The sequence below is a fragment of the Burkholderia ubonensis subsp. mesacidophila genome (genome assembly GCF_002097715.1).
Classification (GTDB): domain Bacteria; phylum Pseudomonadota; class Gammaproteobacteria; order Burkholderiales; family Burkholderiaceae; genus Burkholderia; species Burkholderia mesacidophila.
In genome coordinates, this window is record NZ_CP020739.1 from 320,897 (window position 1) to 346,623 (window position 25,727).

Below are 25,727 nucleotides of genomic sequence, written 5' to 3' on the forward strand. Positions count from 1 at the left end.
CATGTCTCAATTCTTCATCCGGCGCCCGGTCTTCGCGTGGGTCGTCGCGCTCTTCATCATCCTGATGGGCGTGATCGCGATCCCGCAACTGCCGATCGCGCGCTATCCGACGGTCGCGCCGCCGACCGTCACCATCAACGCGACCTACCCGGGCGCCACGCCGCAAACCATGAGCGACGGGGTGCTGAGCTTGATCGAACGGGAGCTGTCCGGCGTCAAGAATCTGCTCTACTACGAGTCGTCGGCCGACACGTCCGGCACCGCGAAGATCACCGTCACGTTCAAGCCCGGCACGGATCCGGCGCTCGCGCAGGTCGACGTGCAGAACAAGCTGAAGGCCGTCGAGCCACGCTTGCCCTCGGTCGTGCGGCAGAACGGCGTGATCGTCGAGTCGGCGTCGTCCGGCTTCCTGCTGTTCGTCGCCCTCAAGTCCGATAGCGGCCGTTTCGACGAAGGCGAGCTGTCCGATTACATGGCGCGCAACATCGTCGAGGAGCTGCGTCGCGTAGAGGGCGTGGGCCGCGTGCAGATGTTCGGGTCCGAACGGGCAATGCGCATCTGGGTCGATCCGTCCAGGCTGATCACCTACGGCCTGTCGATGAGCGACCTGACGGCCGCCATCAGCCAGCAGAACGTCCAGATCGCGCCGGGCAGCGTCGGCGCGTTGCCGGCCATGTCGGGGCAGCGGGTGACCGTGCCGCTGACCGTGCAGGGCCAGCTGACGACGCCGGAACAGTTCGCCGCGATCGTGCTGCGCGCCAACGCGAACGGCTCCAAGGTCGTGCTGGGCGACGTCGCGCGGGTGGAGCTCGGCTCGCAGTCCTACAACTTCGTCAACACCGAGAGCGGCAAGCCTGCCGTCATCGCGGGCGTGCAGCTCTCGCCGGGCGGCAATGCGGTCAAGACTGCGGACGCCGTGCGGGCGCGGCTGGCGGAGCTGCGCAAATCGATGCCGTCGGGCATGAGCGATTCGATCCCGTTCGACACCGCGCCCTTCGTCAAGATCTCGATCGAGAAGGTGCTCCATACGCTGCTCGAGGCGATGGTGCTGGTGTTCCTGGTGATGTACCTGTTCCTGCAGAACGTGCGCTACACGCTGATCCCGGCCATCGTGGCGCCGGTCGCGATGCTCGGCACCTTCACGGTCATGCTGGCCTCCGGCTTCTCGATCAACGTGCTGACCATGTTCGGCATGGTGCTCGCGATCGGCATCATCGTCGACGACGCGATCGTCGTGGTGGAGAACGTCGAGCGGCTGATGGCGGAGGAAGGCCTGTCGCCGAAGGACGCGACGGTCAAGGCGATGAAGGAGATCACCGGCGCGATCATCGGCGTCACGCTGGTCCTGACCGCCGTGTTCCTGCCGATGGCGATGTCCAGCGGCTCGGTCGGCGTGATCTACCAGCAGTTCACGATGTCGATGGCGGTGTCCATCCTGTTCTCGGCGCTCCTCGCACTCACGCTGACGCCCGCGCTGTGCGCGACGATGCTCAAGCCGATCGCGCACGGGCACCACGAGAAGCGCGGCTTCTTCGGCTGGTTCAACCGCCGTTTCGACCGCATGACGCAGTGGTACGCGACGCGCGTCGGCCGGCTGATCGGCCGCGCGGGACGGGTGATGCTGCTGTTCGTCGCGATCTGCGGCGTGCTGGTGGTCGGCTTCCGCGAGCTGCCGTCGTCGTTCCTGCCCGAGGAGGATCAGGGCTACTTCATGACGGGCTTCCTGCTGCCGTCCGACTCGACGGTCGAGCGCACGCGGGATGTGGTCAAGACGCTCGAGCGGCATATCGCCTCGCGCCCCGGGATCGAGTCCAGCATTTCGATCGTCGGCTACGGCTTCTCCGGCCTGGGCCCGAACGCGGCATTGAATTACGCGGTGCTCAAGGACTGGGACAAGCGTAACGGCGCGACGGCCATGGACGAAGCGATGCGGGCCCAGCAGGCGATGGCGGGCGTGACCGAAGGCTCGGTGATGAGCCTGATGCCGCCGGCGATCGACGAACTGGGCACCAGCTCGGGCTTCTCGATGCGCCTGCAGGACCGCGCAAACCAGGGCAATGCGGCGCTCAAGGCGGCCGAGGCCAGGCTGCTCGAGCTCGCGGCGCAAAGCAAGGTCGTGGTCGGCGTCTATCCGGACAGCCTGCCGGCCGGCGCGAGCATCCGCCTGGACATCGACCGGCAGAAGGCCGAGGCGCTGGGCGTGTCGTTCACGAGCATCAGCGACACGCTGTCCGGCGCGATGGGCTCGACCTACGTCAACGACTTCCCGAATGCGGGGCGCATGCAGCAGGTGATCATCCAGGCCGATGCGCCGGCACGGATGCAGATCGACAGCGTGATGAAGCTCTACGTGCGCAACGTGAGCGGCGGTATGGTGCCGTTGTCCGAAGTGGTCCGGCCGGTCTGGTCCGATACGCCGCTGCAGATGGTGCGCTACCAGGGCTACCCGTCCGCGCGCATCTCGGGCATGGCCGCGCCTGGCTACTCGAGCGGCGCGGCAATGGACGAGATGGAACGTCTGGCCAAGCAGTTGCCGCCGGGCTTCTCGGTCGCGTGGACGGGCCAGTCGCTGCAGGAGCGCCAGTCCGCGTCGGAGGCGCCGATGCTGATGGCGCTGTCGATGATCGTGGTGTTCCTGGTGCTGGCCGCGCTCTACGAGAGCTGGTCGATCCCGCTGTCGGTGATGCTGGTCGTGCCGCTGGGCCTGATCGGCGCGATCGGCGCGGTGATGCTCCGCGGGCTGCCCAACGACGTGTACTTCAAGGTCGGGATGATCACGGTGATCGGCCTGTCCGCGAAGAACGCGATCCTGATCGTCGAATTCGCGAAGCAGTTGCGCGAGGAAGGCAAAGGGCTTCTGGAAGCGGCCGTGGAGGCGTCGCGGCTGCGCCTGCGTCCGATCCTGATGACGTCGCTGGCGTTCGGCCTGGGCGTGGTGCCGCTGATGATCGCGACGGGCGCGAGCGCCGAAACGCAGCACGCGATCGGCACCGGCGTGTTCGGCGGGATGGTGACCGCGACGGTGCTGGCGATCTTCTTCGTGCCGGTGTTCTTCGTGTTCGTGATGGGCTTCCAGGAGCGCGTCGGGGCATGGCGGGCATCCCGCAGGAAAGTCGTGGCCGTGAGCCAAGAAACGGAAGGTTAATGTCATGCGATTGCTAGTTCTTCCCCTTGCCGTTGCGCTGGCCCTGTCGGCCTGCTCGATGGCGCCCAGGCTGGTGAAGCCCGAACTGCCGGTGCCGGTCGCCTACACGACGGCCGGCGCCCAGGCCGACACGCGCGCGAACGCGGCCGACCTGGGCTGGCGCACGATGTTCGGCGACCCGCGGTTGCAGCGCCTGATCGAATTGGCGCTGGACAACAACCGCGACCTGCGGATCGCGGTGCTCAACGTGCAGGCGGCCGAGGCGCAGTACGGCATCCAGCGTGCCGCGCGGCTGCCGTCCATCGATGCCACGGGCAGCTTCACGCGCCAGCGCACGCCGGCCAACGCCGACCTGAATCCGCCCATGCCCGAGTCGATTCAGCAGCAGTACGGCGTCAACGTCGGGATCAACGCGTTCGAGATCGACCTGTTCGGCCGCGTGAAGTCGTTGTCGGACGCCGCGTTTGCGCGCTACCTGGCGACCGATCAGGGCCGCCGGGCCGCGCAGATCTCGCTCGTCGGCGCGGTGGCGGACGCGTACTTCGCCGAGCGCCTCGCGCAGGAGCAGCGCGCGCTGTCCGAACGCACGCTGGGCGACTGGCAGCAGTCGCTGGATCTTGCGCGCAAGCTCAAGGAGGCGCGTCAGGCCAGCGGCGTGGACATCGCGCAGGCCGAAGGGCAGGTCGCCAGCGCGGCCGCGGACCTGGAGGCGCGCTCGCGCGCCGTATCGCAGGCGCGCAACGCGCTGCGCCTGCTGGTCGGCACCGAGCTGCCCAAGGACCTGCCCGCACCGCTGCCGCTGGAAAAGCAGCCGGTCGTGACCCAGCTGCCGGCCGGCCTGCCGTCCGACCTGCTGATCCGCCGGCCGGACATCCAGCAGGCCGAGCAGAACCTGGTCGCCGCCAATGCCGACATCGGCGCGGCGCGCGCCGCGTTCTTCCCGCGGCTGTCGCTGACCACGACGCTCGGCTTCATCAGCCCGGGGTTCGGCAGCCTGTTCAACGGCGACCACCGTGCGTGGGCTTTCTCGCCGCAGGTCACGCTGCCGATCTTCCAGGGCGGCAGGCTGCGCTCCGAGCTGCGGCTGTCCGAGGTGCGCAAGTCCAGCGCGGTGGCCGAGTACGAACGGGCGATCCAGGTCGCGTTCCGGGAAGTCGCGGACGGCCTGGCCGGCAGCGAAACCTTCGATCGCCAGCTCGAGGCGCAGACCCGGGTGGTCGCCAGCGCCGAGCGCCGCACCAACCTGTCCAACCTGCGCTATCGCGCGGGCATCGAAGGGCGGCTGGAACTGCTCGATTCGCAGCGGCAGCTCTATGCGGCGCGACAGACGCTGCTGGACCTGCGGCGCGACGAGTTCGGCAATGCCGTCGCGCTCTACAAGGCGCTTGGCGGCGGGCTGACGGACAAGGACGCCGCGCCGGCCGCCGCCGCGACGCAGCCGGGCCGGCCCGCTGCCGGGGCGGCCGCGACCCCGGCTCCGGCGAATCCGCCGGCATCGGGCGGTGCGCAGACGGCCGGCTGAGTCCGGGCTTTCCGGTACACGTGCAGCGGTCGCCCGATACCGGCGCGGCCGCTGCCCGGTGTATCGACGACGTTCCGGAAGGAACGGCATGCGTCGGAAGTCTGAAGACAGGGGAATACCCTGTCTTTTTTTTCGTCTCCTGAAGTGGGTATCATGACCTATGTTTTGTAACATGTACTAGTTTCGGTAGCGGGCAAGGGCTGGCGGACATTTCGGCCCGGCAGGAAACCCGATGCTGGCGCCGGGACGATTGCGACGGATTCGTGAGTGCAAATCGGGCTCGCCGACTGCATCTTTTTTCATAGTCCTAACAAACACGCCATGACCAAGAAGTCTTCCCTCAGCAGTTCGGCCGACCTGCGGCGCAGGCAATGGCTCAAGTACGCCGGCGCGACGGCTGCGGTCGGCGGCCTGGCGCTCGCCGCCCGGCCGGCAAGCGCCGGCGACGCAAAAGCCGCCGGCAAGCCGGGCGATGTGCTCGACGTCGTCATCATCGGCGCGGGGCTGGCCGGCTTGACCGCCGCGCGGGACCTGTGCCTCGCGGGCAGCGAATCCTTCCTGGTCCTGGAAGCGCGGGACCGCGTCGGGGGCCGCACGCTCAACCACAACATCGACGGCGGATACGTGACGGAAGTCGGGGGCCAGTGGATCGGGCCCGGCCAGACCGCCGTCGCGAATCTCGCCCGCGAGCTGGAAGTCGACACGTTCCCGAGCTACTACGACGGCAAGACGGTGCTGCTCGGCGGCGACGGCCGGATGGAGATGGACCTGAAGGGCACCTTCGGCACCGACGAAGCCGTGACGTCGAAGCTCAGCAAGTTGTCGCGCGACGTGCCGTCGGGTGCGCCGTGGACCTCGACCAAGGCCGGCGAGCTCGACAGGCTGTCGGTCGGCGACTGGCTGGCGAAGCAGGACATCAAGCCTGAAGACCAGGCCGGCTGGAATGCGTCGATCTCCCTGTCCGGCGGCACGATGCCCGCGAAGATGGGGCTCCTGCATTTCCTGTCGATGATCAACTCCGCCGCGTGCGACTACACGCAGCTCGATTCGATCAAGCACAGCGCGCAGGAAACCCGGTTCGTCGGCGGCTCGCAGATCCTCAGCATCAAGATGGCGCAGCAACTGGGCGACAAGGTGCGGCTCTCGACGCCGGTCCGCCGGATCTCCGGCTGGAATACCGACGTCGTCACGCTGCATACCGACGGTGCGGAAATCCGCGCGCGCAAGGTCATCGTGGCCATCCATCCGGCCCTGTGCAACCGGGTGCAGTTCGATCCGCCGCTGCCGGTCGCGCGGGCCGCGCTGCAGCGCGCATGGCCCGGCCATTCGCCGGCGCGCAAGACGGCGATGGTCTACCGCCGCCCGTTCTGGCGCGACAAGGGGCTGAACGGCCACATCTTCCAAGCCGACGGGCCGATCTTCTGGGCCTACGACAATTCGCCGCCGGGCGGCGAGATCGGCGTCATCAACGCGTTCATCAAGAACGCGATGGCGCCGTCTGAACCGCAGGCGGCGAAGCGCATGCTGGCGGACCTCTATGCGCAGGCGTGGGGCAGCGAGGCGTTGTCCCCGGTGGCGTTCCACGACCACGACTGGGGCCGGGACGACCCCTGGTCGATCACCTGCGTCTCGGCGATTCCGCCGGGCTTCTGGAGCACGCATGGCGCGGCGCTGCATCCGCCGTGCGGCAACCTGATCTGGTCGGGCACCGAGACCGCGAACATCTGGGCAGGCTACATGGACGGCGCGGTGCGCTCCGGCCATCAGGGCGCCCTGCAGGCGCTGAATGCGCTGCGTCAGGCCTGAGGAGCGCGAAAATGAAAAAAATCGTACTGCTTTCCATTGCCGCGATCGTCGTGGTGCTGCTCGGCATTTTCGGTCCCACTTTGCTCGATCTCTATCGGCTTCAGCAGTTCGTCGCGACGACGGCCGAGGCCAACCAGGCCGACGGCGGCGCGTGGCCGCGCCTGACCGACGCCTGCATCGGGTGTCATGGCGCCAAGGGCACGTCGCTCCACCAGGGGTATCCGAGCCTCGCGGGCCAGCCGGCGGCCTACGTGGCCGCGCAGCTTCACGATTTCGCGAGCGGGCAGCGCGCCGATCCGAACATGGCGCCGCTGGCGATGACCATGAGCGAGGACGAGATCAAGCGGCTGGCCGACTATTACGCGAAGCAGCCGGCCGTCGCGAACCGCTACTTCGAACCGGACGCCCGCCTGCGCGCGAAAGGCGAGCAGCTGGTGACGGCCGGCGCGTGCGCCGCGTGCCACGGTGCGCGGCTGACGGGCCAGGCCCAGTTCCCGCGCCTCGCCGGCCAGGGGCGCGACTATCTGCTGAAGCAGCTCGATGCGTTCGCCGCCGGCACGCGCAACGAGGCCACCGGCACGATGAAGCGCGTCACCGCGGCCATGTCGCCCGAAGACCGGGACGCTGTCGCCACCTATCTGGCAAGCGTCGATCCGGCGAAGCAATGATGCATTCAACACAATCGGCACCAGGAGTCTAGTCATGGATCTCAGAGAAATCGTCCTTTGTCTTGCCAGTATCCTGCTGGCGTCGACCACCGGCATCTACGGTGTGAAGTTCCTCAGGAGGCGCAACTATCTGCTCGGGATCGAGTGGCTGGTCGTCACGGTATCCGCGTCGAATGCGCTGCTCTTCTTCGCGACCGGCTCGCCGTTTTGCTACGGCGTCTCGCACTTCCTGGATGCGTTTTCCCGCGGCTTCGGCATGCCGGTGATCGCCGTTGCGGGCCTGATGGCCGTGACCCACCACTACAAGCCGTCGGTTCGTCAGGACGTCATCCTGTTCGGGGTCGCCGTCGTGGGCACGACCATCCTGATGACGACCGATTTCATCGACGGGATTCTCCCGTACTTCTACGTCGTGATGTGGACGCTGCTGGCGCTTTATCTTGCGTACTTCGTCAAGCGGCTGCTGAACGCGGGACAGACGTTCCATGCGCTGACCACGCTCGTGGCGCTGGTTTCGTCGCTGGCCATTGCGTATATCTACGATTTCTACAAGATCCCGGGAGAGGAGCACAACATCGTGTTCAACTTCTACACGCTTGCGCTGCTCACGTGGTCTTACCTGGTCGTGTCCCTCTCTCACGCCTATTGGGCGCTGGAGATGGCGTCAAAGCCCGTCATGGGCGAAACGGGGATTAGCTTCGTTCACCAAAACAGGTCGACATAACTAATGTGAAGTGCTGCAGAGAAGAATGATGGATCAACCCTCGCACCTGGTCGGCGATTCGCGATCCGTGCCCGCGGCAACGAAGCGCTTGAACCGCGCACAGAGCAGGAACCAGACACGCGAACGTCTGCTGAGCGCCGCACGCACGATCTTCCTGAAGAAGGGCTGCGCTGCCGCGAGCGTCGAGGACATCGCCGTGGAGGCTGGCCACACGCGCGGCGCGTTCTACTCGAACTTCCGCAGCAAGACGGAACTGTTCGTCGAGTTGCTCGAGCGCGATCACGACGAGGCCATGGCGGAGCTGGAGCGGATCTTCACGGCGGGCGGCACGCGCGACGAAGTGGAGCGGAAGGTGCTCGCCTACTACCGGCAGCGCTATCGTCGGCACGAGACGTTCCTGATGTGGACGGAGGCGAAACTGCAGGCGGCGCGCGATGTGCGGTTCCGCACGCCATTCAATGCGTTCATGAGAAAGCGGCAGGAACGGACGACGGCCTGCATCCGCGCGTTCGCGGAGCGCACGCGGGCGCCGCTGCGGCTGCCGGCGGAAGTGCTGGCGCTGGGCCTGATGGAGCTGTGCGACGGCGTGCAGTCTCGTTATGCGGTCGATCCGCAATGCGTGACGAACGCGCTGGCCGACGCGGTGCTGGCCGGTTTCTTTGCCTGTACGGTATTCGATCGCGTGCCCGAGTGATTGCGCGCCGTGTCGGCGGCCGCCGTCCGCCTTGCCCGTTCTTGCCGCTCGATCCGCAAGCCGGGCAGGACAGGGAATACCCCGTCTTTTTCTTTGCCTATGTTTTTGTCACTATGACCTAACATTGTCACAGTGTTCTAAGAGGGGCGGCCTGACGCACACGTGACCGGGCTGACATTTCACTAACAGGAGATGACCGATGGATGAAGCCAAGCGCAAGGCCTTCGCAGAGGACGGAGCGGTTCTGATCGAAGGCGTGCTCAACGAGGAACAGCTCGCCGCATGCCGTGCGGCATTCGACTGGGGTATCGAGAATCCCGGGCCGATGGCCTCCAGCATCCTCGACGGCACGGTGGCCAAGTCGCATGTCGACAACGCCAATCCGTACGCGAAGGAGCGGCTCGACGACCTGGTCAGCCAACTGCCGCTCGGCAAGCTGTTCGCCGATCTGTGGGGCTCGAAGAACGTCTGGTTTTTCGCCGAGGAGCTCTTCCTGAAGAAGGGCGGCAAGGGCGCGCGCTCGCTGTGGCACCAGGACACGTCGTACCTGCCGTGGCAAGGGATGCACTTCGGCAACGCATGGATCAGCTTCGAGGCCGTGCCGAAGCGCAATGCGCTGGAGATTGTCCGCGGCTCGCATCGCGGCACGCGCCATGACGGCACCACGTTCCAGAACGCCGACGATCCCACCGAGCCGCTGCATGGCGGCGGCGTGTGGCCGCGCATGCCGGATATCGAAGCCGAGCGCCGCGCCGACCCGAATGCCTACGACGTCATGTCGTGGGCGACGAAGCCGGGCGACGTGCTGCTGCTGCATCCCGGCGTGCTGCATGGCGGCGGAGTGGTCGATCCTGAGTTTCCGGACCGCCACACGCTCGTGCTGCGTTTCTTCGGCGACGACGCGACGTTCAGCCCGCTTCCCGAAAACAGCGCCTCGGGCTTCACGCCGGCCGGCATCCTGTTCGTCGAGGAACTGGCGTCGCTGAAAGCCGGCGATCCGTTCCGCGCCCCCTGTTTCCGTCAACTCGTCTGAACAAAGAGGTTCATCTCATGGCAACCACCAACAAACGTCAATCGATCGTTCCCGCCGCGTTCCAGCCATGGTACGACGCGTACCACTTCGCGCCGGCGACGCGCGTGGGCGACACGATCTGGGTGTCCGGCCAGGTCGGCATCGGCGCGGACATGCAACCCGGCAACGGCGTGCAGGAGCAGGCTCGCATCGCGTTCGAATCGCTGAAGATGATTCTCGCGGAGGCGGGCGCGAGCCTCGCGGACGTCGTCGAACTGACGACCTACCACACGAACCTGCAGGGCGAAACCGAAGCCTTCGCGGCGATCAAGGATGAGTATTTTCCGAACCGCTATCCGTCGTGGACCGCGGTCGGGGTGACGCAGCTCGCGCTGCCCGGCCTGTGCGTCGAGATTCGCGCGGTGGCGGTGGCCGGGTCCGGCGACGCCTGATCCGGTTTTCCGGCGGTTGGCGCGGCCGGGGCGACATCCGGGCGGGTTGTCGCTCCGGTCTGCATGAAAGGCGGTGCGGGATCCGTCAGGGTTGACAGGAAGGAGGACGGAGCGCTTATGGCGTGATGCAGGCGGACTTGAACGCGTAATCTTGAAATATCGCAATCCTGATCGTTGTGAACGAAAGGCGCGGCGAACCGGGATGCAGCGGAAGGTTGTCAGGAAGTGGTGCGGTCGGGAAGCCGACCGGCGAATGAATGCGGAATCGGAAGGAGAACCATGATGAAGATGCACCAGATCGGAGCCGTGTCGGCCATCGCGGCGGCTTTGTTGGTTTTGACCGGGGCGGCCGTCGCGGACGACCTCACGCCGTCGGGCGCCGAACGCGGCGCGAGCAAGGACGGCGCGGTGCCGGCGTATACGGGCAAGCAGTCGCCCGAGGCTGGCTGGGAGTGGGGGAAGGTGCGTGCCGATTTCTGGAAGCACAAGAACGAGAAGCCGCTTTATTCCATCGACGCCGCGAACGTCGACAAGTATGCCGACAAGCTTTCGCCGGGCCAGATCGCGCTGATCAAGCAGAAGAAGGGCTACCGGATGGACGTGTATCCGTCCCATCGCGAATGCCAGCTGCCGGAGGTCGCGGAGCAGAACTCGAAGGCGAATCTGACGGCGGCGAAGCTGGATTCGAGCGGCGTGAGCCTGGCGTCCGCCGAGTTGCCGGGCGTGGCGTTTCCGCAGCCGAAAAGCGGCGTGGAAGCGATCCTGAACTACGAAATGCGGTACCGCGGCGAAGGGGTCGAGTGGGCGCAGACGGTGACCTCCGTTTCCCCGCGACCGGGCGGCAGCGAGTGGATCGACGCGACCGGCCCGCAGACGTACTTTTTCCCGTCGGCCAAGCTCGGCAAGAACTCGCCGCAGGACGTGAACCAGCTCAGCGCCGCCGTCTACTTCCAGATGAATTCGCCTGCGGCGCTGGCCGGGCAGGCTTTCGTGCAGCGTCAGTATTTCGACAAGGACTCGGAGACGTACTACTACTTCCCCGGCCAGCGGCGCGTGAGACGCATGCCGGCCTACACGCACGATGCGCCGCTGATCGGCTTCGAGAATCAGTATCTGATCGACGAAGGGAACATGGTCAACGGCTCGCTCGACCGGTTCAACTGGAAGCTCGTCGGCAAGAAGGAAATGATCGTGCCGTACAACGCGTTCGGCATGTACAAGTACAAGAGCAACCTGCGCGACGTCGCCACGCCTGACGGCATCGCTGCGGCCAGCCGGCGCTACGAGACGCACCGCGTCTGGGTCGTCGAGGCGACGGTCAAGCCGAGCGCGCGCCACGTCGCGTCGAAGAAGGTGTTCTATCTGGACGAGGACAGCTGGCTCGCGCTCGTCGGCGAGGACTACGACGCGCAGGGCAAGCTGTGGAAGGTGCGCGAAAGCTACCCGATTCCGGTATGGGAGCTCGGCGGAACCTGCGACAACGAGCCGCTCGCGCAGTACGACATGATCAACGGCCGTTACGTATTCGACGCGTCGTCCATCGGCCAGGGCAAGGACATTCGCTATTACGAGAAGGCCAGCGATCCGCGCTTCAAGACCGATTTCTACTCGGCTGAATCGCTGCGCTCGGTCAGCGAGCGCTGAAGGCAAGGTCGTTCAATACATAAATAGAACAGCCGACGTGCGCTGACGCGCCGTCGGCCTCCAGGTTTGGGTGAGGTGGGCGATGAAAGCGAAGATGATCGTTAGGCATGCTACGGTTTCGATTGCTGTTCTGGGTGCGGCCACGTCGAGCGCATACGGCTATGAGTTCACGACGGGGTTCAACGATCTCCAGGGATCGTGGGTGACCAATCTGACGGCAGGCATGGGGATCCGGACCAAGAACCCGAGCTGCTCGCTGACCGGTGATCCGAACGCCCACGGCTGCGGCGCGGCGGCCAATACCAACCAGTGGGGATTCGCCGACAACGGCGACCTGAACTACCGCAAGGGGCAGCCGTTCAGCACGTATATCAGCGCGACCAGCGAGCTGCTGCTGAAGATGCCGAGCGAAGGGCTGAAGTTCATGGTGCGCGGCACCGGGATGTACGATTTCATGGCGAAGAACACCGATCGCACGCCGCTGTCGAGCACCGCGGCGGCGCAGGTGGTCTACAACGCGCAATTGCTCGACCTGTGGGCGGAGAAGGATTTCACGATCGGCGGGCGCAATGCGCACGTGCGGCTCGGCAACCAGGTGATCAACTGGGGCGAGAGCATGTTCGCGCAGAACGGCATCAATTCGACCAATTCGCTCGACACCCAGAAGCTGCTGATTCCGGGCTCGCAGCTCAAGCAGGCGCTGCTGCCGGCGCCGATGCTGAGCTTTGCCGCCGACCTGTCCCACGGCTTCAGCACCGAGGCGTACTACCAGTTCCAGTGGAACGGCAACCGCTATCCGCCGGTCGGCTCGTACTGGTCGATCACGAACAGCTTCGGCCGCGGCGCGGAGCCGTTCACGGTCAACACGAACAACCTCAACGTGGCCGGCCCGAGCGCGGGCACGATCGCGAACGCGATCGGCGGGCAGGGCGCGGCAGGCAATCAGGGCACGCTAGACGGGATCAAGAACGGCCTCGTCAACGGCACCTTCGCCGGGCCGCCGTTCAACGACATCGGCATTCCGGTCTCGACGCAGCTGCCGGCGAAGTACCGGCCGCAGTTCGGCGTGAAGTTCAACTACTCGCCGAGCTCGTTCGACGCGAACTTCGCGTTCTACTACGAGAACTACATCGACAAGTCGCCGGTGCTGGCCTCGCTGGCGAACGGCACGTCGCAGTGGTCGTATCTCGGCAGCCGCCAGCTGTTCGGCGTCAGCGCGAACTTCGGGCTGGGCCCGTGGGCGATCGGCACCGAGCTGTCGTACCGGCCGCGCGACGCCGTCGCGCTGTCGAGCTGCTTCGGCGCCGGCGGTCCGCTCGACCTGAACACGAACGCCGTGCAGGGCATCAACTGCAAGCAGTGGGCCGACAAGAAGAAGTTCCAGCTCGACGTCAACGGCCTGCTGGCGCTGACTCGCAGCGAGTACCCGTTCCTCAAGCTGCTCGGCGCGGATACCGCCAACCTGACATGGGAACTGACGTGGATCCATTACCCGGGCCTGAACGCCAACGGCGTCACGCGCACGATCGACGGGCAGACCGTCACGCAGGTGCCGGCGGCCGGCTATCTGCCGTGGCTGAACAACGCGTCGGGGCTCGGCTATCCGATCGTGGCGGCGCAGGGCACCGCGAGCTCGGTGGGCGCGACGATCGATTTCAACTGGACCTATGACGGAACGCTGATCCACGGCTGGCAGGTCACGCCCGGCGTGACCTTCTCCGACGGGCTGTACGGCTACACGCCGACGTTCACGGGGAACTACATGCAGGGCGCGAAATCGGTGAACGTCTACGTGCTGTTCAACAAGAATCCGCCCACCTGGCAGGCGGGCATCAACTTCACGGCGTTCTTCGGCGGGCACCAGACGGTCGGGCAGCCGTACGCGGATCGCAATTTCGTCGGGCTGTTCGTCACCCGGAATTTCTGAGTTGAAGGGGGCATGCTGTGCTCAATCGTCTAGTCAGCCGTCTGGAACGGTTCTTCTTCGGCCATCGTGCGTTCGTGCTCGTCGCGATCGGCCTGTTCACCGCCGTCATGGCCGTGTTCGCCGTGCAGTTGCGGATGGACGCCGGCTTCGAGAAGCAGATGCCGATCGGCCATGAATACATCCAAACATTCCAGAAGTACCGGGCCGACCTGCTCGGCGCGAACCGGATCACCGTCGTCGTGCGCGCCCGGAAAGGTTCGATCTGGACACCCGACGGATTGACGCGGCTGTACAAGGTGACGCAGGCGGTCACCTACCTGCCGAACGTGGACCGGATCGGCGTGCGCTCGCTGTGGACGCCGAACGCGTTCGTCAACGAGATCACCGACGAAGGGTTCCGCGCAGAGCCGATCATCTCGGGCAACATCACCCCCGACCAGCTGACGCCCGGGATCGTCACGAAGATCCGCCATGCGACGACGCTCGGCGGCTACGTCGGCACGCTCGTCTCGCACGAAGAAGACAGCGCGATGATCACGGCCGAGCTGAACGAGCGCGATCGCGCGGGCAAGGTGCTCGACTACGTCGCGTTCAACCACCTGCTCGAACAGCAGATCCGCAAGCCGTTCGAGGATGCCGGCTACGAGATCCAGATCATCGGTTTCGCGAAGCAGATCGGCGACATCGCCGACGGCGCGAAGGCCGTGCTCGGCTTCTGCGCGATCGCTTTGTTGCTCACCGCGCTGGCTGTCTACTGGTACTGCCATTCGCTGCGCTTCACGGTGCTGCTGATCCTCTGCTCGCTGACGTCGCTCGTCTGGCAGTTCGGCACGCTGAAGCTGTTGGGCTTCGGCCTCGATCCGCTCGCGGTGCTGGTGCCGTTCCTGGTGTTCGCGATCGGCGTGTCGCACGGCGTGCAGCAGGTCAACTTCATCGTGCGCGAGATCTCGCACGGGCACAGCTCGTATGAAGCGGCGCGCCGCAGCTTCAGCGGCCTGCTGATTCCGGGCGTGCTGGCGCTCATCACCGCATTCGTGTCGTTCATCACGCTGCTGCTGATTCCGATCCCGATGGTGCGCGAGCTCGCGATCACCGCATCGCTCGGCGTCGCATACAAGATCGTCACGAACCTGATCCTGCTGCCGGTCGCGGCATCGTGCTTCAACTTCAAGAAGACCTATGCCGACAACTCGCTGAAGCGCGCGCAGCAGCGCGCCAGGCCGCTGCGCGTGCTGGCGAAGGTGGCCGAACCGAAATATGCGGGCCTCACGCTCGGACTGACGCTGGTGGTGTTCGCGATCGCGGCGTGGCAAAGCCGCGACCGCGTGATCGGCACGCTGCAGCCGGGCGCGCCGGAGCTGCGCGCGGATGCGCGCTTCAACCGCGACGCGACGTCGATCGCGGGCAGCTACGACATGGGCCTCGACTGGCTGACGGTCGCGATCGAGTCGAGCGGCAAGGCGTGCGACAACCCGGCGGTCGGGCTGTATGAGGACGAGTTTTCCGCCGCGATGCGCACCGAGCCGGGCGTCGTATCGGTGCAGTCGTATGCCGGCATGCTGCGCACCTACAACCAGGGCTATAACGAAGACTTTCCGAAGATGAACGTCGTGCCGATCGACCCGGAGAACTACGGCGCGGTGTCGGTGGACACTGGCCGGATCAAGGGCTTCATGAAAGCCGACTGCAGCATGACGGCCGTGCACCTGTTCCTCACCGATCACAAGGCGACGACGATCAACCGGATTCTCGACGACGTGAAGCAATACCGCGCGTCGCATGCGTTCCCGGGGATCACCGTCCGTCTCGCCGCGGGCAATGCGGGCGTGCTCGCCGCCACCAACGACGAAGTGGCGAAGAGCGAGCTGCCGATGATGCTGTACGTGTACGCGGCGATCCTGATCCTCGTATTCCTCGCGTACCGCGACTGGCGCGCAATGCTCGCGTGCTGCCTGCCGCTGTCGGTGGCGACCTTCATCGGCTACGGGTTCATGAAGGAACTGCAGATCGGGCTGACGGTGGCGACGCTGCCGGTGATGGTGCTGGCCGTCGGCATCGGCGTCGACTACGCGTTCTACATCTACAACCGGCTGCAGGTGCATCTGGCGGGCGGCCAGACCATCGTGAAGGCGGTGCAGCACGCGATGCTCGAGGTGGGCGTGGCGACGATCTTCACGGCGATCACGCTGGCGATCGGCGTGGCGACGTGGAGCTTCTCGGCGCTGAAGTTCCAGGCCGACATGGGCAAGCTGCTGGCGTTCATGTTCGTCGTGAACCTGCTGATGGCGATGACCGCGTTGCCGGCGCTCGCCTCGGTGCTGGAACGCTGGTTCCCGCGCCGCAAGCCGGCGCGCGCGCCGGGCCTGTTCAGCCATTGACGCCCGCGAACCCTTCGACAGAGACACTGCCATGATCAAGACGCTTGTTGCCTGTATCGCGCTCTGCGCCGCCGCGGCCGCCCTCGCGCAAACCCCCGGAACGGTCGCGGACTGGGCCGCGAAGCCGGCTCATACGTGGGCCGTGCCGGCCCACATGATGCTGACGGACGCGACGCGCGCCGGCACGCGCATCGTCGCCGTCGGCGAGCACGGGATCGTTCTGCTTTCGGACGACGACGGGCATGCGTGGCGGCAGGCCCACAACGTGCCCGTTTCCGCGACGCTGTCCGCAGTCACCTTCGCCGATGCGAAACACGGCTGGGCGGTCGGCCAGTGGGGCGTGATACTCGCGACCGACGACGGCGGCGAGACGTGGGCAAAGCAGCGCATCGACACCTCGGTCGACCAGCCGCTGTTCTCCGTCAACTTCACGAGCGCGCAGGACGGCATCGCGGTCGGCCTGTGGTCGCTGATGCTGCAGACCCGTGACGGCGGCAAGACGTGGAACAAGGTGACGTTGCCGAAACCGCCGGGCGGCGGGAAGGCGGACCGCAACCTGTACCGCATCTTCGGCGACGGCAAGAACGCGCTTTACATCGTGTCGGAGCAGGGGACGGTGCTCAAGTCGACCGACGGCGGCGCGAACTGGACCTATCTCGCGACCGGCGGCAAGGGCACGTTGTGGACCGGCGTGGCGCTGCCCGACGGCCGGATCGTCGTGGCCGGCCTGCTCGGCAGCATGTTCCAGAGCAGCGACGGCGGCGCGAGCTGGTCGCCGCTGAATCCGGCGACGAAGAGCTCGATCACCGGTCTCGTCGCGACCGGGAACGGGCTGATCGGCGTCGGGCTCGACGGGCTGGTGCTGAAGCAGCCGGCGGCCGGCGCGCCGTTCGACGTCACCCAGCGTCCGGACCGCTCGGCGCTGACCGCCGCGCTGGCCGGCGCGGGCGGCAAACCGATTCTGTTTTCGCAGGACGGCGTACTGGCGTCACCCTGAGCCGGTACGCATGCCTGCATGTCGTTGATCAGTCATCCAGATGAAAACCGTTGGAGCATGAGAAATGGAGCGGAAACGCAAACCGGACACCCAGGCCCGGCGTCGGATCCTGCGCCTCGCGGCGATGGGCGCCGTGTCGCTGGCCGCGGGCGAGGTATCGCTGGCGGAGGGCGTCACGACGACATCCGCGGACCGCGACGTGCTGGACGTCGCGATCATCGGCGCCGGCCTGGCGGGGCTGACGGCCGCGCGCGACCTGAAGCGGGCGGGCTGCAACGCGTTCGTCGTGCTGGAGGCGCGCGATCGCGTCGGCGGGCGGACGTACAACCATGACCTGAAAAACGGCGTCGTATCCGAAGCCGGCGGCCAGTGGATCGGCCCCGGCCAGACCGCGATCGCCGATCTGGCGCGCGAGCTAGAGGTCGACACCTTCCCGACCTACTACGCGGGCAAGTCCGTCATTCTGGCGGGCGACGCGCGGGTCGCGCAGGATCTGCACGGTGGCACCGGCGGCGACGAGGCGATCGGCGCGAAGCTCGGCGAACTGGCGCGCGGCGTGCCGTCCGGCGCACCGTGGAATGCGCAGCGCGCAGCGGAGCTCGACAAGCTCACGTACGGTGAATGGCTGGCGAGGCAAGGCGTGAAATACGAGGACGGGTACTTTCTCGGGCTGGCCGCGAAACTGTCGCTCGGCGGGGCGCCCGCGCAGCTCGGGCTATTGCACTACCTGTCGGTGATCAACAGCGCCGACTGCGATTACAGCAAGCTGGAGTCGATCAAGGGCGGCGCGCAGGAAACGCGCTTCGTCGGCGGCTCGCAGGTGCTCGGCATCAGGATGGCGAACCAGCTCGGCGACAAGGTGCGCCAGTCGTGCCCGGTGCGCAGGATCTCCGGCTGGGATCGCGACGTCGTCGAACTGCACACCGATCAGGGCGTCGTGCGCGCGCGCCGGGTGATCCTCGCGCTGAATCCGGCGCTGTGCAACCAGATCGTGTTCGATCCGCCGTTGCCGGAGGGGCGTTCGCAGTTGCAGAAGCGCTGGCCCGCGAATGCGCCGATGCGCAAGACGGTGCATGTCTACGACAAGCCGTTCTGGCGCGACGACGGCTACAGCGGACAGATCTTCCAGGTCGGCGGGCCGGTGTTTCTCGCCTACGACAACTCGCCGCCGGACGCGTCGGTCGGCGTGTTGAGCGCATTCGTCGCGCCGGGCGCGCTGCCCGCGGAGCCGAAGGCCGCCGAGCGGACGCTGTCGGCCGTCTATGCGAAGGCGTTCGGCAACAAGGCGCTGCATCCGGCGCAATTCCACGACTACGACTGGGGGCGGGTCGATCCGTGGACGCTGCAATGCATCCATCCGATTCCGCCGGGCTTCTGGACGAAGTGGGGCAAGTTCCTCCAACCCGAGGTGGGCCGGCTGATCTGGTCGGGCACCGAGACCGCCGACATCTGGGCCGGCTCGATGGACGGCGCCGTGCGTTCCGGTCACCGGGCCGCGCTGCAGGCGCTGGGCAAGCTCGCACGGCACAGCGTGGAGGTTTGAATGAAACGGGCAATGATCATCGGCGCCGTGGTGGCGGTCATGGGGCTGGTCGGCGCGGGTGTGCTGTACGGACGCGACATCCTGGACGGGATGCGCTTCGAGAAGGCGATGAGCCGGATCGGCGAGGCGGACCGGGCGAACGCCGGGCCATGGCCGCAGCCGCAGGAGACTTGCTTCTTCTGTCACGGCCAGCACGGGCAGTCGCTCAATGCGTGGTATCCGGCGCTATCGGGCCAGCCCGACGCGTACCTCGCGGCGCAACTGCGCGCATTCGCCCGCGACGCGCGCCACAACGCATACATGGGACCGCTCGCGCGGGATCTCGACGATGCGCAGATCAACGCGATGGCCGCGTATTTCGCGAAGCAGACCCCGACTCGCAACGAGGCCGTTCCGTTCGACGCGGCGCTTGCAAAGCGTGGCATGGAACTGATCCAGGCGCGGAGCTGCCAGGCCTGCCATGGCGCGACGCTGATGGGCAAGGATCAGGCGCCGCGTCTCGCGGGCCAGGGCGAGAGCTATCTGGCGACCCAGCTTGCCGCGTTCAAGTCAGGCGCACGCCATGACCCGAGCGGCGTGATGAATGGCGTGGCCGCGACGTTGTCGGACGAAGACGTCCGGGCAGCGGCCCACTACCTCGCCGGCATCTCGCCGGGCGCGCGCGTCGACGTCGCGGCGCGATAGTTCGGCAGGACCGGGAATACCCTGTCTTTTTCTTCGCTCTTATTTTTGTCACTATGACCTAACATTGGTATTGTGTTCTACAAAGATGAACCGACCGCCGCGCGACGCGGCATCGACTCACGTTTGATGGACCCGACTTTCAACGACTCACGTTTCAGGAGACAACCATGGCAAAGCACCCCGTCGTCGTCTATGGCGCAAGCGGCTACACCGGCATGTTGATCATGGACTGGCTGATCGACCAGAACATTCCGTTCACGGCGGTCGCGCGCAATGCGGGCCGCGCGAAGGACATGATGGCGCAGCGCGTCGTGCGCCTCGAATCGGCGGAATACGAGATCATCGAGGCGGAACACGACGTCGATTCGCTCGTCAACGCATTCCGCGGCGCGAAGGTGGTGTGCAACACCGTCGGGCCGTTCGCCAGTTTCGGGCTCGTCGGCGTCGAAGCCGCGCTGAAGGCCGGCTGCCACCATCTCGACACGACGGGCGAGCAGTCCTACATCCGCAACGTGCGCGACCAGTTCGGCGACCTGTATCGGCAGGCCGGCCTGCTCGTGTCGTCGTCGAATGCGTACATGTACACGTTCGCCGAAATCGCCGCTGAGCTGGCGCTCGAAACGCCCGGCGTCGATGCGCTGGAAACCGCGACGCTGACGCGCGGCCCGCGCGGCGCGGCGGGGGTGAGCGTGGGCTCGACGGCCACGATCTTCGACGGCTCCCGTCACGAATCCTGCTACCTGTGGGAGAAAAAGCTCACCCCCCACGCGCCGGATGCGTCGTTCAACGTCGCCGCGCCCGAGTTCATGCAGCCGGTGTTCTGCCTGCCGTGGGGCGGCACGTCGCTGCCTGTCTACTTCGAGCGCGATCCGCGCGTGCGCAGCTGCATTTCGTGCGTGGGCTTCTACGACAACAACGTCATGCAGCTCGTTCACCAGTTCGGGCAGAAATGGGAAGCCGAATACAAGCACCTGCCGCGCGAGCACCAGGACGCGATCTTGAAGCAGGTCGTCGATTCGACTACGCCGTCGATGCCGCCGCGCGAGCGCACGACGATCCAGCGCAGCGTCGATTTCGCGATCGGCCGCGGCCAGCTCGCGTCGGTGCGCGCGACCGTGCACGGGATCACGCCGTACATCTCGACCGGCGCGATTCATGCGGCCGGCGCGATCAAGCTCCTCGACGGCGAAACGGCGAAGGTCGGCTTCGCGTCCGGCTCGAAGGCGTTCGGGCACCGCTACCTGCTCGGCTTCCTCGAGCAGCGCGGGCTGGCGCGCGCGACCGTGACGCAGCTGTGATCGCCGCCGGGCCAGTGCAGACTCAGGGGAACAAGCGAAATGGCAATCATTGATTTCTTCGACCGCGGGTGGCGCATCAATCCCCACGGCATCGCCTATATCCAGGACGAGCGCAGCCATTCGTTCCAGGAGATCGGCGAGCTGTCCTGCCGCATCGCCAACGGGCTGATCGACAGCGGGTTCGCAAAGGAAGCGAAGGCGGCGGTGTGGGCGGACAACGACGTGATCGGCTGGGCCTGCGCGCTCGGGATGTGGCGCGCCGGGATGGCCTACATTCCCGTCAACGGGCGCAACACGCCTGCGGAGAACCAGTACGTGCTCGACGCGTTCGACTGCGAGGCGCTGTTCTTCACCCGGGCGTTCGCGGCGGTGCTCGACGCGCTGCGTCCGAGCCTGCCGAAGGTCAGACTGTGGGTGTGCATCGACGCCGACCTGCCGTGGGCGCCGTCCCTCGCGACGTGGAGCGCGGGGCAGCCGTCGACGATGCCCCGCGTCGCCTACGACATGGACGACGTCGTGACGCTGTCGGCCACCGGCGGGACGACCGGCGCGCCGAAGGGCGTGATGAACACGCATCGCGCGTTCCAGACTTACTTCGCGCAATTCATGATGGCGTTCCCGTACGGCGCCGAGCGCCCGGTGAATCTCGCCGCGGCGCCGATGACGCACACCGCGGGGATGATGTCGCTGCCGTGCACCGCGCGCGGCGGCACCGTGGTCGTGCTCACGAAGCCCGATCCGGCGCTGCTGCTCGGCGCGATCGCGAAGCACCGCGTCACCGAGTTCTTCCTGCCGCCGACGGTCATCTATCGGCTGCTCGACATCCCCGGCATCGAGCAGCAGGATTTCTCGTCGCTCAAGTACTTCCTCTATGGCGCCGCGCCGATGTCGGTGGAGAAGCTCAAGCGCGCGATCGAGGTGTTCGGCCCGGTGATGGCCGGCGGTTACGGGCAGACCGAAGCCGCCGCATCGATTTCTAACCTGGCGCCGGCCGAGCATTTCGTCGACGGCACGATCGCGTCCGACGAGCGGCTGTCGTCGGTCGGCCGCCCGAACCCGCTGATCCGCGTCGAGATCATCGGCGATCAGGGCGAGGTCCTGCCGCAAGGCGGGACCGGCGAGATCTGCGTGCGCGGCGACCTCGTGATGAAGGGCTACTACAACGCGCCCGACAAGACCGCCGAGACGATCGTCGACGGCTGGCTGCACACCGGCGACATTGGCCACATCGACGCCGAAGGCTACCTGCACATCACCGACCGCAAGAAGGACATGATCATCAGCGGCGGCTTCAACGTGTATCCGAGCGAGGTCGAGCAGGTGATCTGGGCGCACCCGGCGGTGCAGGACTGCGCGGTGATCGGCGTGCCCGACGACAAGTGGGGCGAGGCGGTGAAGGCGGTGGTGGAGCTCAATGTTGGCCAGAGCGTGAGCGCCGAGGAGCTCGTCGCGCTGTGCAAGGAGAAGCTCGGCTCGGTGAAGGCGCCGAAGAGCGTGGAGTTCGTCGCCGCGCTGCCGCGCAGCACGGTCGGCAAGGTGCTGAAGAAAGACCTGCGCGAGCGGTACTGGCAGGGCCTGCAACGCAAGATCTGAATCGGGCGACCCACATGAGCAACATCTATATCGCCGGCATCGCGATGACCGTATTCGGCCGGCACGTCGAGCGCAGCGTCGACGACCTGGCGGGCGAGGCGCTGCGCGGCGCGCTGCGTGACGCCGGCTGCGGCGCCGACGCGATCGGCGCGGCATTCTACGCCGGCATCACCAACGGGCAGCTTCAGGGCCAGTTGTCGATCCCGGGCCAGGTCGTGTTCAGCAAGATCGGCATCGAAGGCGTGCCGGTGTTCAACGTCGAGAATGCGTGCGCGTCCGGCAGCACCGCGGTGCATCTGGCCGTGCGGCATCTCGAGGCGGGCGCGTGCGACGTCGCGCTCGCGCTCGGCGCGGAAAAGATGAACGTCGAGGACAAGGCGCGCTCGTTTGCACTGTTCGAGGCGGGCTGGGACGTGTCCCGCGTCGACGAGAACTTCGCGACGCTCGCGAGGATGGGCGACGGCATCGAGCCACCTCCCGGATCGGAATCGGACCGGCCGTACAGCCGCTTCATGAAGATCTATGCGGCGATGTGCCGGTATCACATGCGGACCTACGGCACGACCCAGCGCCAGATTGCGGCCGTGTCGTCGAAGAACCACCTGCATTCGGTGCACAACCCGCATTCGCAGTTCCGCAAGCCGTTCACGATCGACGAGGTGCTCGCCGCGCCGCCGATCACCTATCCGATCACGCTGCCGATGTGCGCGCCGGTGTCGGACGGCGCGGCCGCCGCGATCCTCTGCACCGAGGAAGGCTTGCGGCGCATCGGCGCCGATCGCAGCCGCTGCATCCGGATCGCAGCCAGCGTGATCCGCAGCTTCACGCATCGGCGCATCGACGAGCCGGACAAGAGCATCGGCCGCCGCGCCGCGCTGCAGGCCTACGAACAGGCGGGCGTGGGGCCGGAGGACATGGATGTCGCCGAGGTGCACGACGCGTCCGCGATGGGCGAGATCATCCAGGCCGAGAACCTCGCGCTCGTGCCGTTCGGCGAGGGCGGGCCGGCCGCCGAGCGCGGCGAGTTCACGCTCGGCGGACGCATCCCGATCAACACGTCCGGCGGCCTCGAATCCAAGGGTCATCCGCTCGGCGCGACGGGGATTGGTCAGCTCTGCGAACTGGTCACGCAACTGCGTGGGGAAGCCGGCGCGCGGCAGGTGCAGGGCGCGCGCCATGCGATTCAGGAAAACGGCGGCGGGTTGCAGGGTGTCGAGGAAGCGGCGCTCGCCGTTCATATTCTGAGCAGGGACTGACGGAGGCAGGCATGGGCAAGGAGTTGGACCAATATCGGCCGCTCGGCGGGTGGGTGGAGAAGCCGGACGATCCGCAGCCGCCGCTGGAAGGCGACGTCGCCCCGGACGCGATCGTCGTCGGCGCCGGCTTCGCCGGCCTGTCCACCGCGCTGGAGCTGGCCGCGCGCGGCGCGAAGGTCGTCGTCCTCGAACGCGAGTTCGCCGGCTTTGGCGCGAGCGGGCGCAATGCCGGTTATCTCGCGGGCGGCCAGGGGCTCGAATACGACCTGTTCGTCAAGCGCGTGGGCCGCGAGCAGGCGAAGCAGATCGTCGGCTTCTACGACGCAGGCGTCGCCTACGTCGAACGAAAGCTCGCCGAATACGGGATCGACTGCGATTACAACGCGTCGGGGATCATTCGCGCGGGCGTCCATCCTTCGCAGGAGGAGAAGCTGCGCGAGAGCATGCAAACCGGCATCGCGCTCGGCTCCCCCGCCGAGTTCCTGGATCATGCGGCGATGCGCGCGCGCGGGATTCCGCCGGCGTTCCTGTTCGGTTGCCACATTCCGGGCGGCGGCACGCTGGATCCCGGCAAGTACGTGATGGGGCTGCGCCGTGCGGCGCTTCGCGCGGGCGTGACGCTCCACGAGAACACGGCGCTGGAGTCGTATGAAGCGGGGCCGGCGGTCAAGGTGCGGACCGCGCGCGGCAGCGCGAGCGCGCCGTTCCTGGTGCTCGCGACCAACGCGTATACGCCGCAGCTCGGCCTGCTCGGCGACAAGGTGATGCCGCTGCGCGTCTCGGCGATCGAGACCGAGCCGCTGTCGGCCGCGCAACTGGCATCGCTGGGCTGGCCGCGGCGCGAAGGCATCGTGACCTCGCACTTCACGATGGAAAGCCACCGCCTGACCGCGCGCAACACGCTCGTGCTGACGACGAAGCGGCTTCACTACGTGTACGGGTCGCAGACGCCGAACGTGCCGGACAACGCCGCCTATCGCGAGCTGGCGGATGCGTTGCACGAGCGCTTCCCGACCTTGCGCGGTCTCGCGATCCGGGCGTGCTGGAGCGGCTATATCTCGCTCGCGGCCGATGCGCTGCCGGTGGTCGGCGAAACCGGCGAGCAGCGCAACATCTTCTACACGGCCGGCTGTTCCGGACACGGCGTCGGCACCCAGTCGCTGATGGGCGAATTGCTTGCGCAACGCATCCAGGGCGACGAGCCGCCGCACCTTGCCGCGTTGCGCCACAAGACGCCGTCGATGGCGCCCGAGCCGCTGCGCTGGTGCGCGATCCGTGCGGCGCTGGGCGTGGCGAACCTGCTCGATGCGCGTGTGAATCGCAAGGCGCGCGCCGCCGCGCGGGGGTAGCAATGCGCGCGCCGGCTGGGTGCACGGAACGGACGACACTGGTCATCAGGCCAGCTGGCTCCCGGCCTGTCGAAACGAAGGAGAACCGAGCGCCCGGACAGGCCGACGGGGTGTAAGCCGCTTGTTGGAAAATGCGACCGGCATCGGGTATAGTCATCTGCGCCCGCCGAAACGCGGGCGCCTTGATTTCGACGAGGCCGGAACGCCACCATGACGACGGAAAGCGATGACAGTGCCTATTGAGCAGCGCAGCAGCAGGAAACCGCGCACATCGAGCGCAGCAGCATCCGCAGCGAACGGTACCGACGGTTTGCGGGCCCAGGGCCTGCGCACACGCAACACCATCATTCGCGTTGCCAGAAAGCTCCTGCTCGACGGCGGCCCGCTGGAATTCTCGCAGCGCGCGGTCGCCGCCGCCGCGGGAATCAGCGTCAGCAACCTCCAGTACTATTTTCCGACGCGGCCGGCCGTCTTGCGGGCGGTCATCGCACCGGTCGTCGAAGGGTATCTGAACGACCTGAAGCAGGCGATCGACAACGACACGTCGCCCCACGCTGCGCTGGATGCGATCATGAAGCGATCGCTTCGTGATGCGAAAGACATCAAGTACACGACATTGTTCAGGCACTTCCTGTCGTTTGCAGCGACCGATCCCGAGTGCGCCCAGCTGCTCAAGGAATGGTACGACACGCTGTCGCACGATCTCGCCCAGCTGATCCGCGCCGTCAATCCGGCATGCGGTGCAGCCGAGAGCAGGCAAATCGCGTCGCTGCTCATCGCGCTGGCCGACGGGCTGGCGCTGCAATACGGCACGGGGCGCGACGCGCAGCCGCCCGAGGCGCGCTACATGGAGACCGCGCATTACCTCGTGTACGGGAAGCCGCCGAGCGCCAAAGGCAAGTAGCGGTCGAGCGCGTCGGCGGCATCCGCAAGAGACAGGGGAATACCCTGTCTTTTTTTTCGTTCTCGTGTTTGTCATCATGACCTATGTTTGGTAGTAAGTACTAGGCTTGGAATGGCCGGCGGCATCCGCTA

19 protein-coding genes are annotated in these 25,727 nt (G+C 66.5%); all 19 read left to right on the top strand.

Annotated elements, in window-relative coordinates; translation table 11 throughout:
* Nucleotide 1 precedes the first annotated feature (1 nt).
* Nucleotides 2-3,145 (top strand): multidrug efflux RND transporter permease subunit, encoded by a 3,144-nt coding sequence (locus B7P44_RS33760; protein WP_084910367.1) that lies wholly within the window; start codon nucleotides 2-4, stop codon nucleotides 3,143-3,145.
* Nucleotides 3,146-3,149: 4 nt separating this feature from the next.
* The gene (locus B7P44_RS33765; protein ID WP_084910368.1) at nucleotides 3,150-4,667 is read left to right on the top strand and encodes an efflux transporter outer membrane subunit; all 1,518 of its coding nucleotides are present in this window, start codon (nucleotides 3,150-3,152) and stop codon (nucleotides 4,665-4,667) included.
* Nucleotides 4,668-4,988: 321 nt separating this feature from the next.
* Nucleotides 4,989-6,473, top strand: coding sequence for a flavin monoamine oxidase family protein (locus B7P44_RS33770; RefSeq protein ID WP_084910369.1), 1,485 nt, complete (start codon nucleotides 4,989-4,991; stop codon nucleotides 6,471-6,473).
* Between the two features lie 11 nt (nucleotides 6,474-6,484).
* A complete protein-coding gene (locus tag B7P44_RS33775; RefSeq protein WP_084910370.1) occupies nucleotides 6,485-7,141 on the top strand; it encodes a c-type cytochrome in 657 nt (218 codons plus the stop codon).
* A gap of 34 nt (nucleotides 7,142-7,175) precedes the next feature.
* A complete protein-coding gene (locus tag B7P44_RS33780) occupies nucleotides 7,176-7,865 on the top strand; it encodes a hypothetical protein (RefSeq protein ID WP_084910371.1) in 690 nt (229 codons plus the stop codon).
* Nucleotides 7,866-7,893: 28 nt separating this feature from the next.
* Nucleotides 7,894-8,559, top strand: coding sequence for a TetR/AcrR family transcriptional regulator (locus tag B7P44_RS33785; protein ID WP_084910372.1), 666 nt, complete (start codon nucleotides 7,894-7,896; stop codon nucleotides 8,557-8,559).
* Nucleotides 8,560-8,758: 199 nt separating this feature from the next.
* Nucleotides 8,759-9,592: a phytanoyl-CoA dioxygenase family protein gene (locus tag B7P44_RS33790; protein WP_084910373.1), complete on the top strand. Its 834-nt coding sequence runs from the start codon at nucleotides 8,759-8,761 to the stop codon at nucleotides 9,590-9,592.
* A 17-nt stretch (nucleotides 9,593-9,609) separates the two neighbouring features.
* Nucleotides 9,610-10,023, top strand: coding sequence for a RidA family protein (locus B7P44_RS33795; protein ID WP_084910374.1), 414 nt, complete (start codon nucleotides 9,610-9,612; stop codon nucleotides 10,021-10,023).
* Nucleotides 10,024-10,302: 279 nt separating this feature from the next.
* Entirely contained in the window at nucleotides 10,303-11,667 is a 1,365-nt protein-coding gene (locus B7P44_RS33800; protein ID WP_084910375.1) for a DUF1329 domain-containing protein, read from the top strand.
* A gap of 94 nt (nucleotides 11,668-11,761) precedes the next feature.
* The gene (locus tag B7P44_RS33805; protein ID WP_407924048.1) at nucleotides 11,762-13,594 is read left to right on the top strand and encodes a DUF1302 domain-containing protein; all 1,833 of its coding nucleotides are present in this window, start codon (nucleotides 11,762-11,764) and stop codon (nucleotides 13,592-13,594) included.
* A 17-nt stretch (nucleotides 13,595-13,611) separates the two neighbouring features.
* On the top strand, nucleotides 13,612-15,972 hold the full coding sequence (locus tag B7P44_RS33810) for an efflux RND transporter permease subunit (protein ID WP_084910377.1): 2,361 nt from the start codon (nucleotides 13,612-13,614) through the stop codon (nucleotides 15,970-15,972).
* A 31-nt stretch (nucleotides 15,973-16,003) separates the two neighbouring features.
* Nucleotides 16,004-16,969 (top strand): WD40/YVTN/BNR-like repeat-containing protein, encoded by a 966-nt coding sequence (locus B7P44_RS33815; protein WP_084910378.1) that lies wholly within the window; start codon nucleotides 16,004-16,006, stop codon nucleotides 16,967-16,969.
* A 64-nt stretch (nucleotides 16,970-17,033) separates the two neighbouring features.
* The gene (locus B7P44_RS33820; RefSeq protein ID WP_084910379.1) at nucleotides 17,034-18,512 is read left to right on the top strand and encodes a flavin monoamine oxidase family protein; all 1,479 of its coding nucleotides are present in this window, start codon (nucleotides 17,034-17,036) and stop codon (nucleotides 18,510-18,512) included.
* The gene (locus B7P44_RS33825; RefSeq protein ID WP_084910380.1) at nucleotides 18,513-19,196 is read left to right on the top strand and encodes a c-type cytochrome; all 684 of its coding nucleotides are present in this window, start codon (nucleotides 18,513-18,515) and stop codon (nucleotides 19,194-19,196) included.
* 167 nt (nucleotides 19,197-19,363) lie between these two features.
* A complete protein-coding gene (locus tag B7P44_RS33830; RefSeq protein WP_084910381.1) occupies nucleotides 19,364-20,494 on the top strand; it encodes a saccharopine dehydrogenase family protein in 1,131 nt (376 codons plus the stop codon).
* Between the two features lie 39 nt (nucleotides 20,495-20,533).
* On the top strand, nucleotides 20,534-22,087 hold the full coding sequence (locus B7P44_RS33835; protein WP_084910382.1) for a class I adenylate-forming enzyme family protein: 1,554 nt from the start codon (nucleotides 20,534-20,536) through the stop codon (nucleotides 22,085-22,087).
* 14 nt (nucleotides 22,088-22,101) lie between these two features.
* Nucleotides 22,102-23,343, top strand: a complete 1,242-nt coding sequence (locus tag B7P44_RS33840; protein WP_084910383.1) for a thiolase family protein — start codon at nucleotides 22,102-22,104, stop codon at nucleotides 23,341-23,343.
* A gap of 11 nt (nucleotides 23,344-23,354) precedes the next feature.
* Nucleotides 23,355-24,692 carry an NAD(P)/FAD-dependent oxidoreductase gene (locus B7P44_RS33845; RefSeq protein WP_084910384.1) on the top strand — a complete coding sequence of 446 codons (1,338 nt, stop codon included), beginning with the start codon at nucleotides 23,355-23,357 and terminating at the stop codon, nucleotides 24,690-24,692.
* 226 nt (nucleotides 24,693-24,918) lie between these two features.
* Nucleotides 24,919-25,596 carry a TetR/AcrR family transcriptional regulator gene (locus B7P44_RS33850; protein ID WP_084910385.1) on the top strand — a complete coding sequence of 226 codons (678 nt, stop codon included), beginning with the start codon at nucleotides 24,919-24,921 and terminating at the stop codon, nucleotides 25,594-25,596.
* Nucleotides 25,597-25,727 lie beyond the last annotated feature (131 nt).

Coding starts and splice junctions, on each gene's coding strand:
- B7P44_RS33760 (WP_084910367.1), top strand. CDS start 2: ATGTCTCAATTCTTCATCCGGCGCCCGGTCTTCGCGTGGGTCGTCGCG.
- B7P44_RS33765 (WP_084910368.1), top strand. CDS start 3,150: ATGCGATTGCTAGTTCTTCCCCTTGCCGTTGCGCTGGCCCTGTCGGCC.
- B7P44_RS33770 (WP_084910369.1), top strand. CDS start 4,989: ATGACCAAGAAGTCTTCCCTCAGCAGTTCGGCCGACCTGCGGCGCAGG.
- B7P44_RS33775 (WP_084910370.1), top strand. CDS start 6,485: ATGAAAAAAATCGTACTGCTTTCCATTGCCGCGATCGTCGTGGTGCTG.
- B7P44_RS33780 (WP_084910371.1), top strand. CDS start 7,176: ATGGATCTCAGAGAAATCGTCCTTTGTCTTGCCAGTATCCTGCTGGCG.
- B7P44_RS33785 (WP_084910372.1), top strand. CDS start 7,894: ATGGATCAACCCTCGCACCTGGTCGGCGATTCGCGATCCGTGCCCGCG.
- B7P44_RS33790 (WP_084910373.1), top strand. CDS start 8,759: ATGGATGAAGCCAAGCGCAAGGCCTTCGCAGAGGACGGAGCGGTTCTG.
- B7P44_RS33795 (WP_084910374.1), top strand. CDS start 9,610: ATGGCAACCACCAACAAACGTCAATCGATCGTTCCCGCCGCGTTCCAG.
- B7P44_RS33800 (WP_084910375.1), top strand. CDS start 10,303: ATGATGAAGATGCACCAGATCGGAGCCGTGTCGGCCATCGCGGCGGCT.
- B7P44_RS33805 (WP_407924048.1), top strand. CDS start 11,762: ATGATCGTTAGGCATGCTACGGTTTCGATTGCTGTTCTGGGTGCGGCC.
- B7P44_RS33815 (WP_084910378.1), top strand. CDS start 16,004: ATGATCAAGACGCTTGTTGCCTGTATCGCGCTCTGCGCCGCCGCGGCC.
- B7P44_RS33820 (WP_084910379.1), top strand. CDS start 17,034: ATGGAGCGGAAACGCAAACCGGACACCCAGGCCCGGCGTCGGATCCTG.
- B7P44_RS33825 (WP_084910380.1), top strand. CDS start 18,513: ATGAAACGGGCAATGATCATCGGCGCCGTGGTGGCGGTCATGGGGCTG.
- B7P44_RS33830 (WP_084910381.1), top strand. CDS start 19,364: ATGGCAAAGCACCCCGTCGTCGTCTATGGCGCAAGCGGCTACACCGGC.
- B7P44_RS33835 (WP_084910382.1), top strand. CDS start 20,534: ATGGCAATCATTGATTTCTTCGACCGCGGGTGGCGCATCAATCCCCAC.
- B7P44_RS33840 (WP_084910383.1), top strand. CDS start 22,102: ATGAGCAACATCTATATCGCCGGCATCGCGATGACCGTATTCGGCCGG.
- B7P44_RS33845 (WP_084910384.1), top strand. CDS start 23,355: ATGGGCAAGGAGTTGGACCAATATCGGCCGCTCGGCGGGTGGGTGGAG.
- B7P44_RS33850 (WP_084910385.1), top strand. CDS start 24,919: ATGACAGTGCCTATTGAGCAGCGCAGCAGCAGGAAACCGCGCACATCG.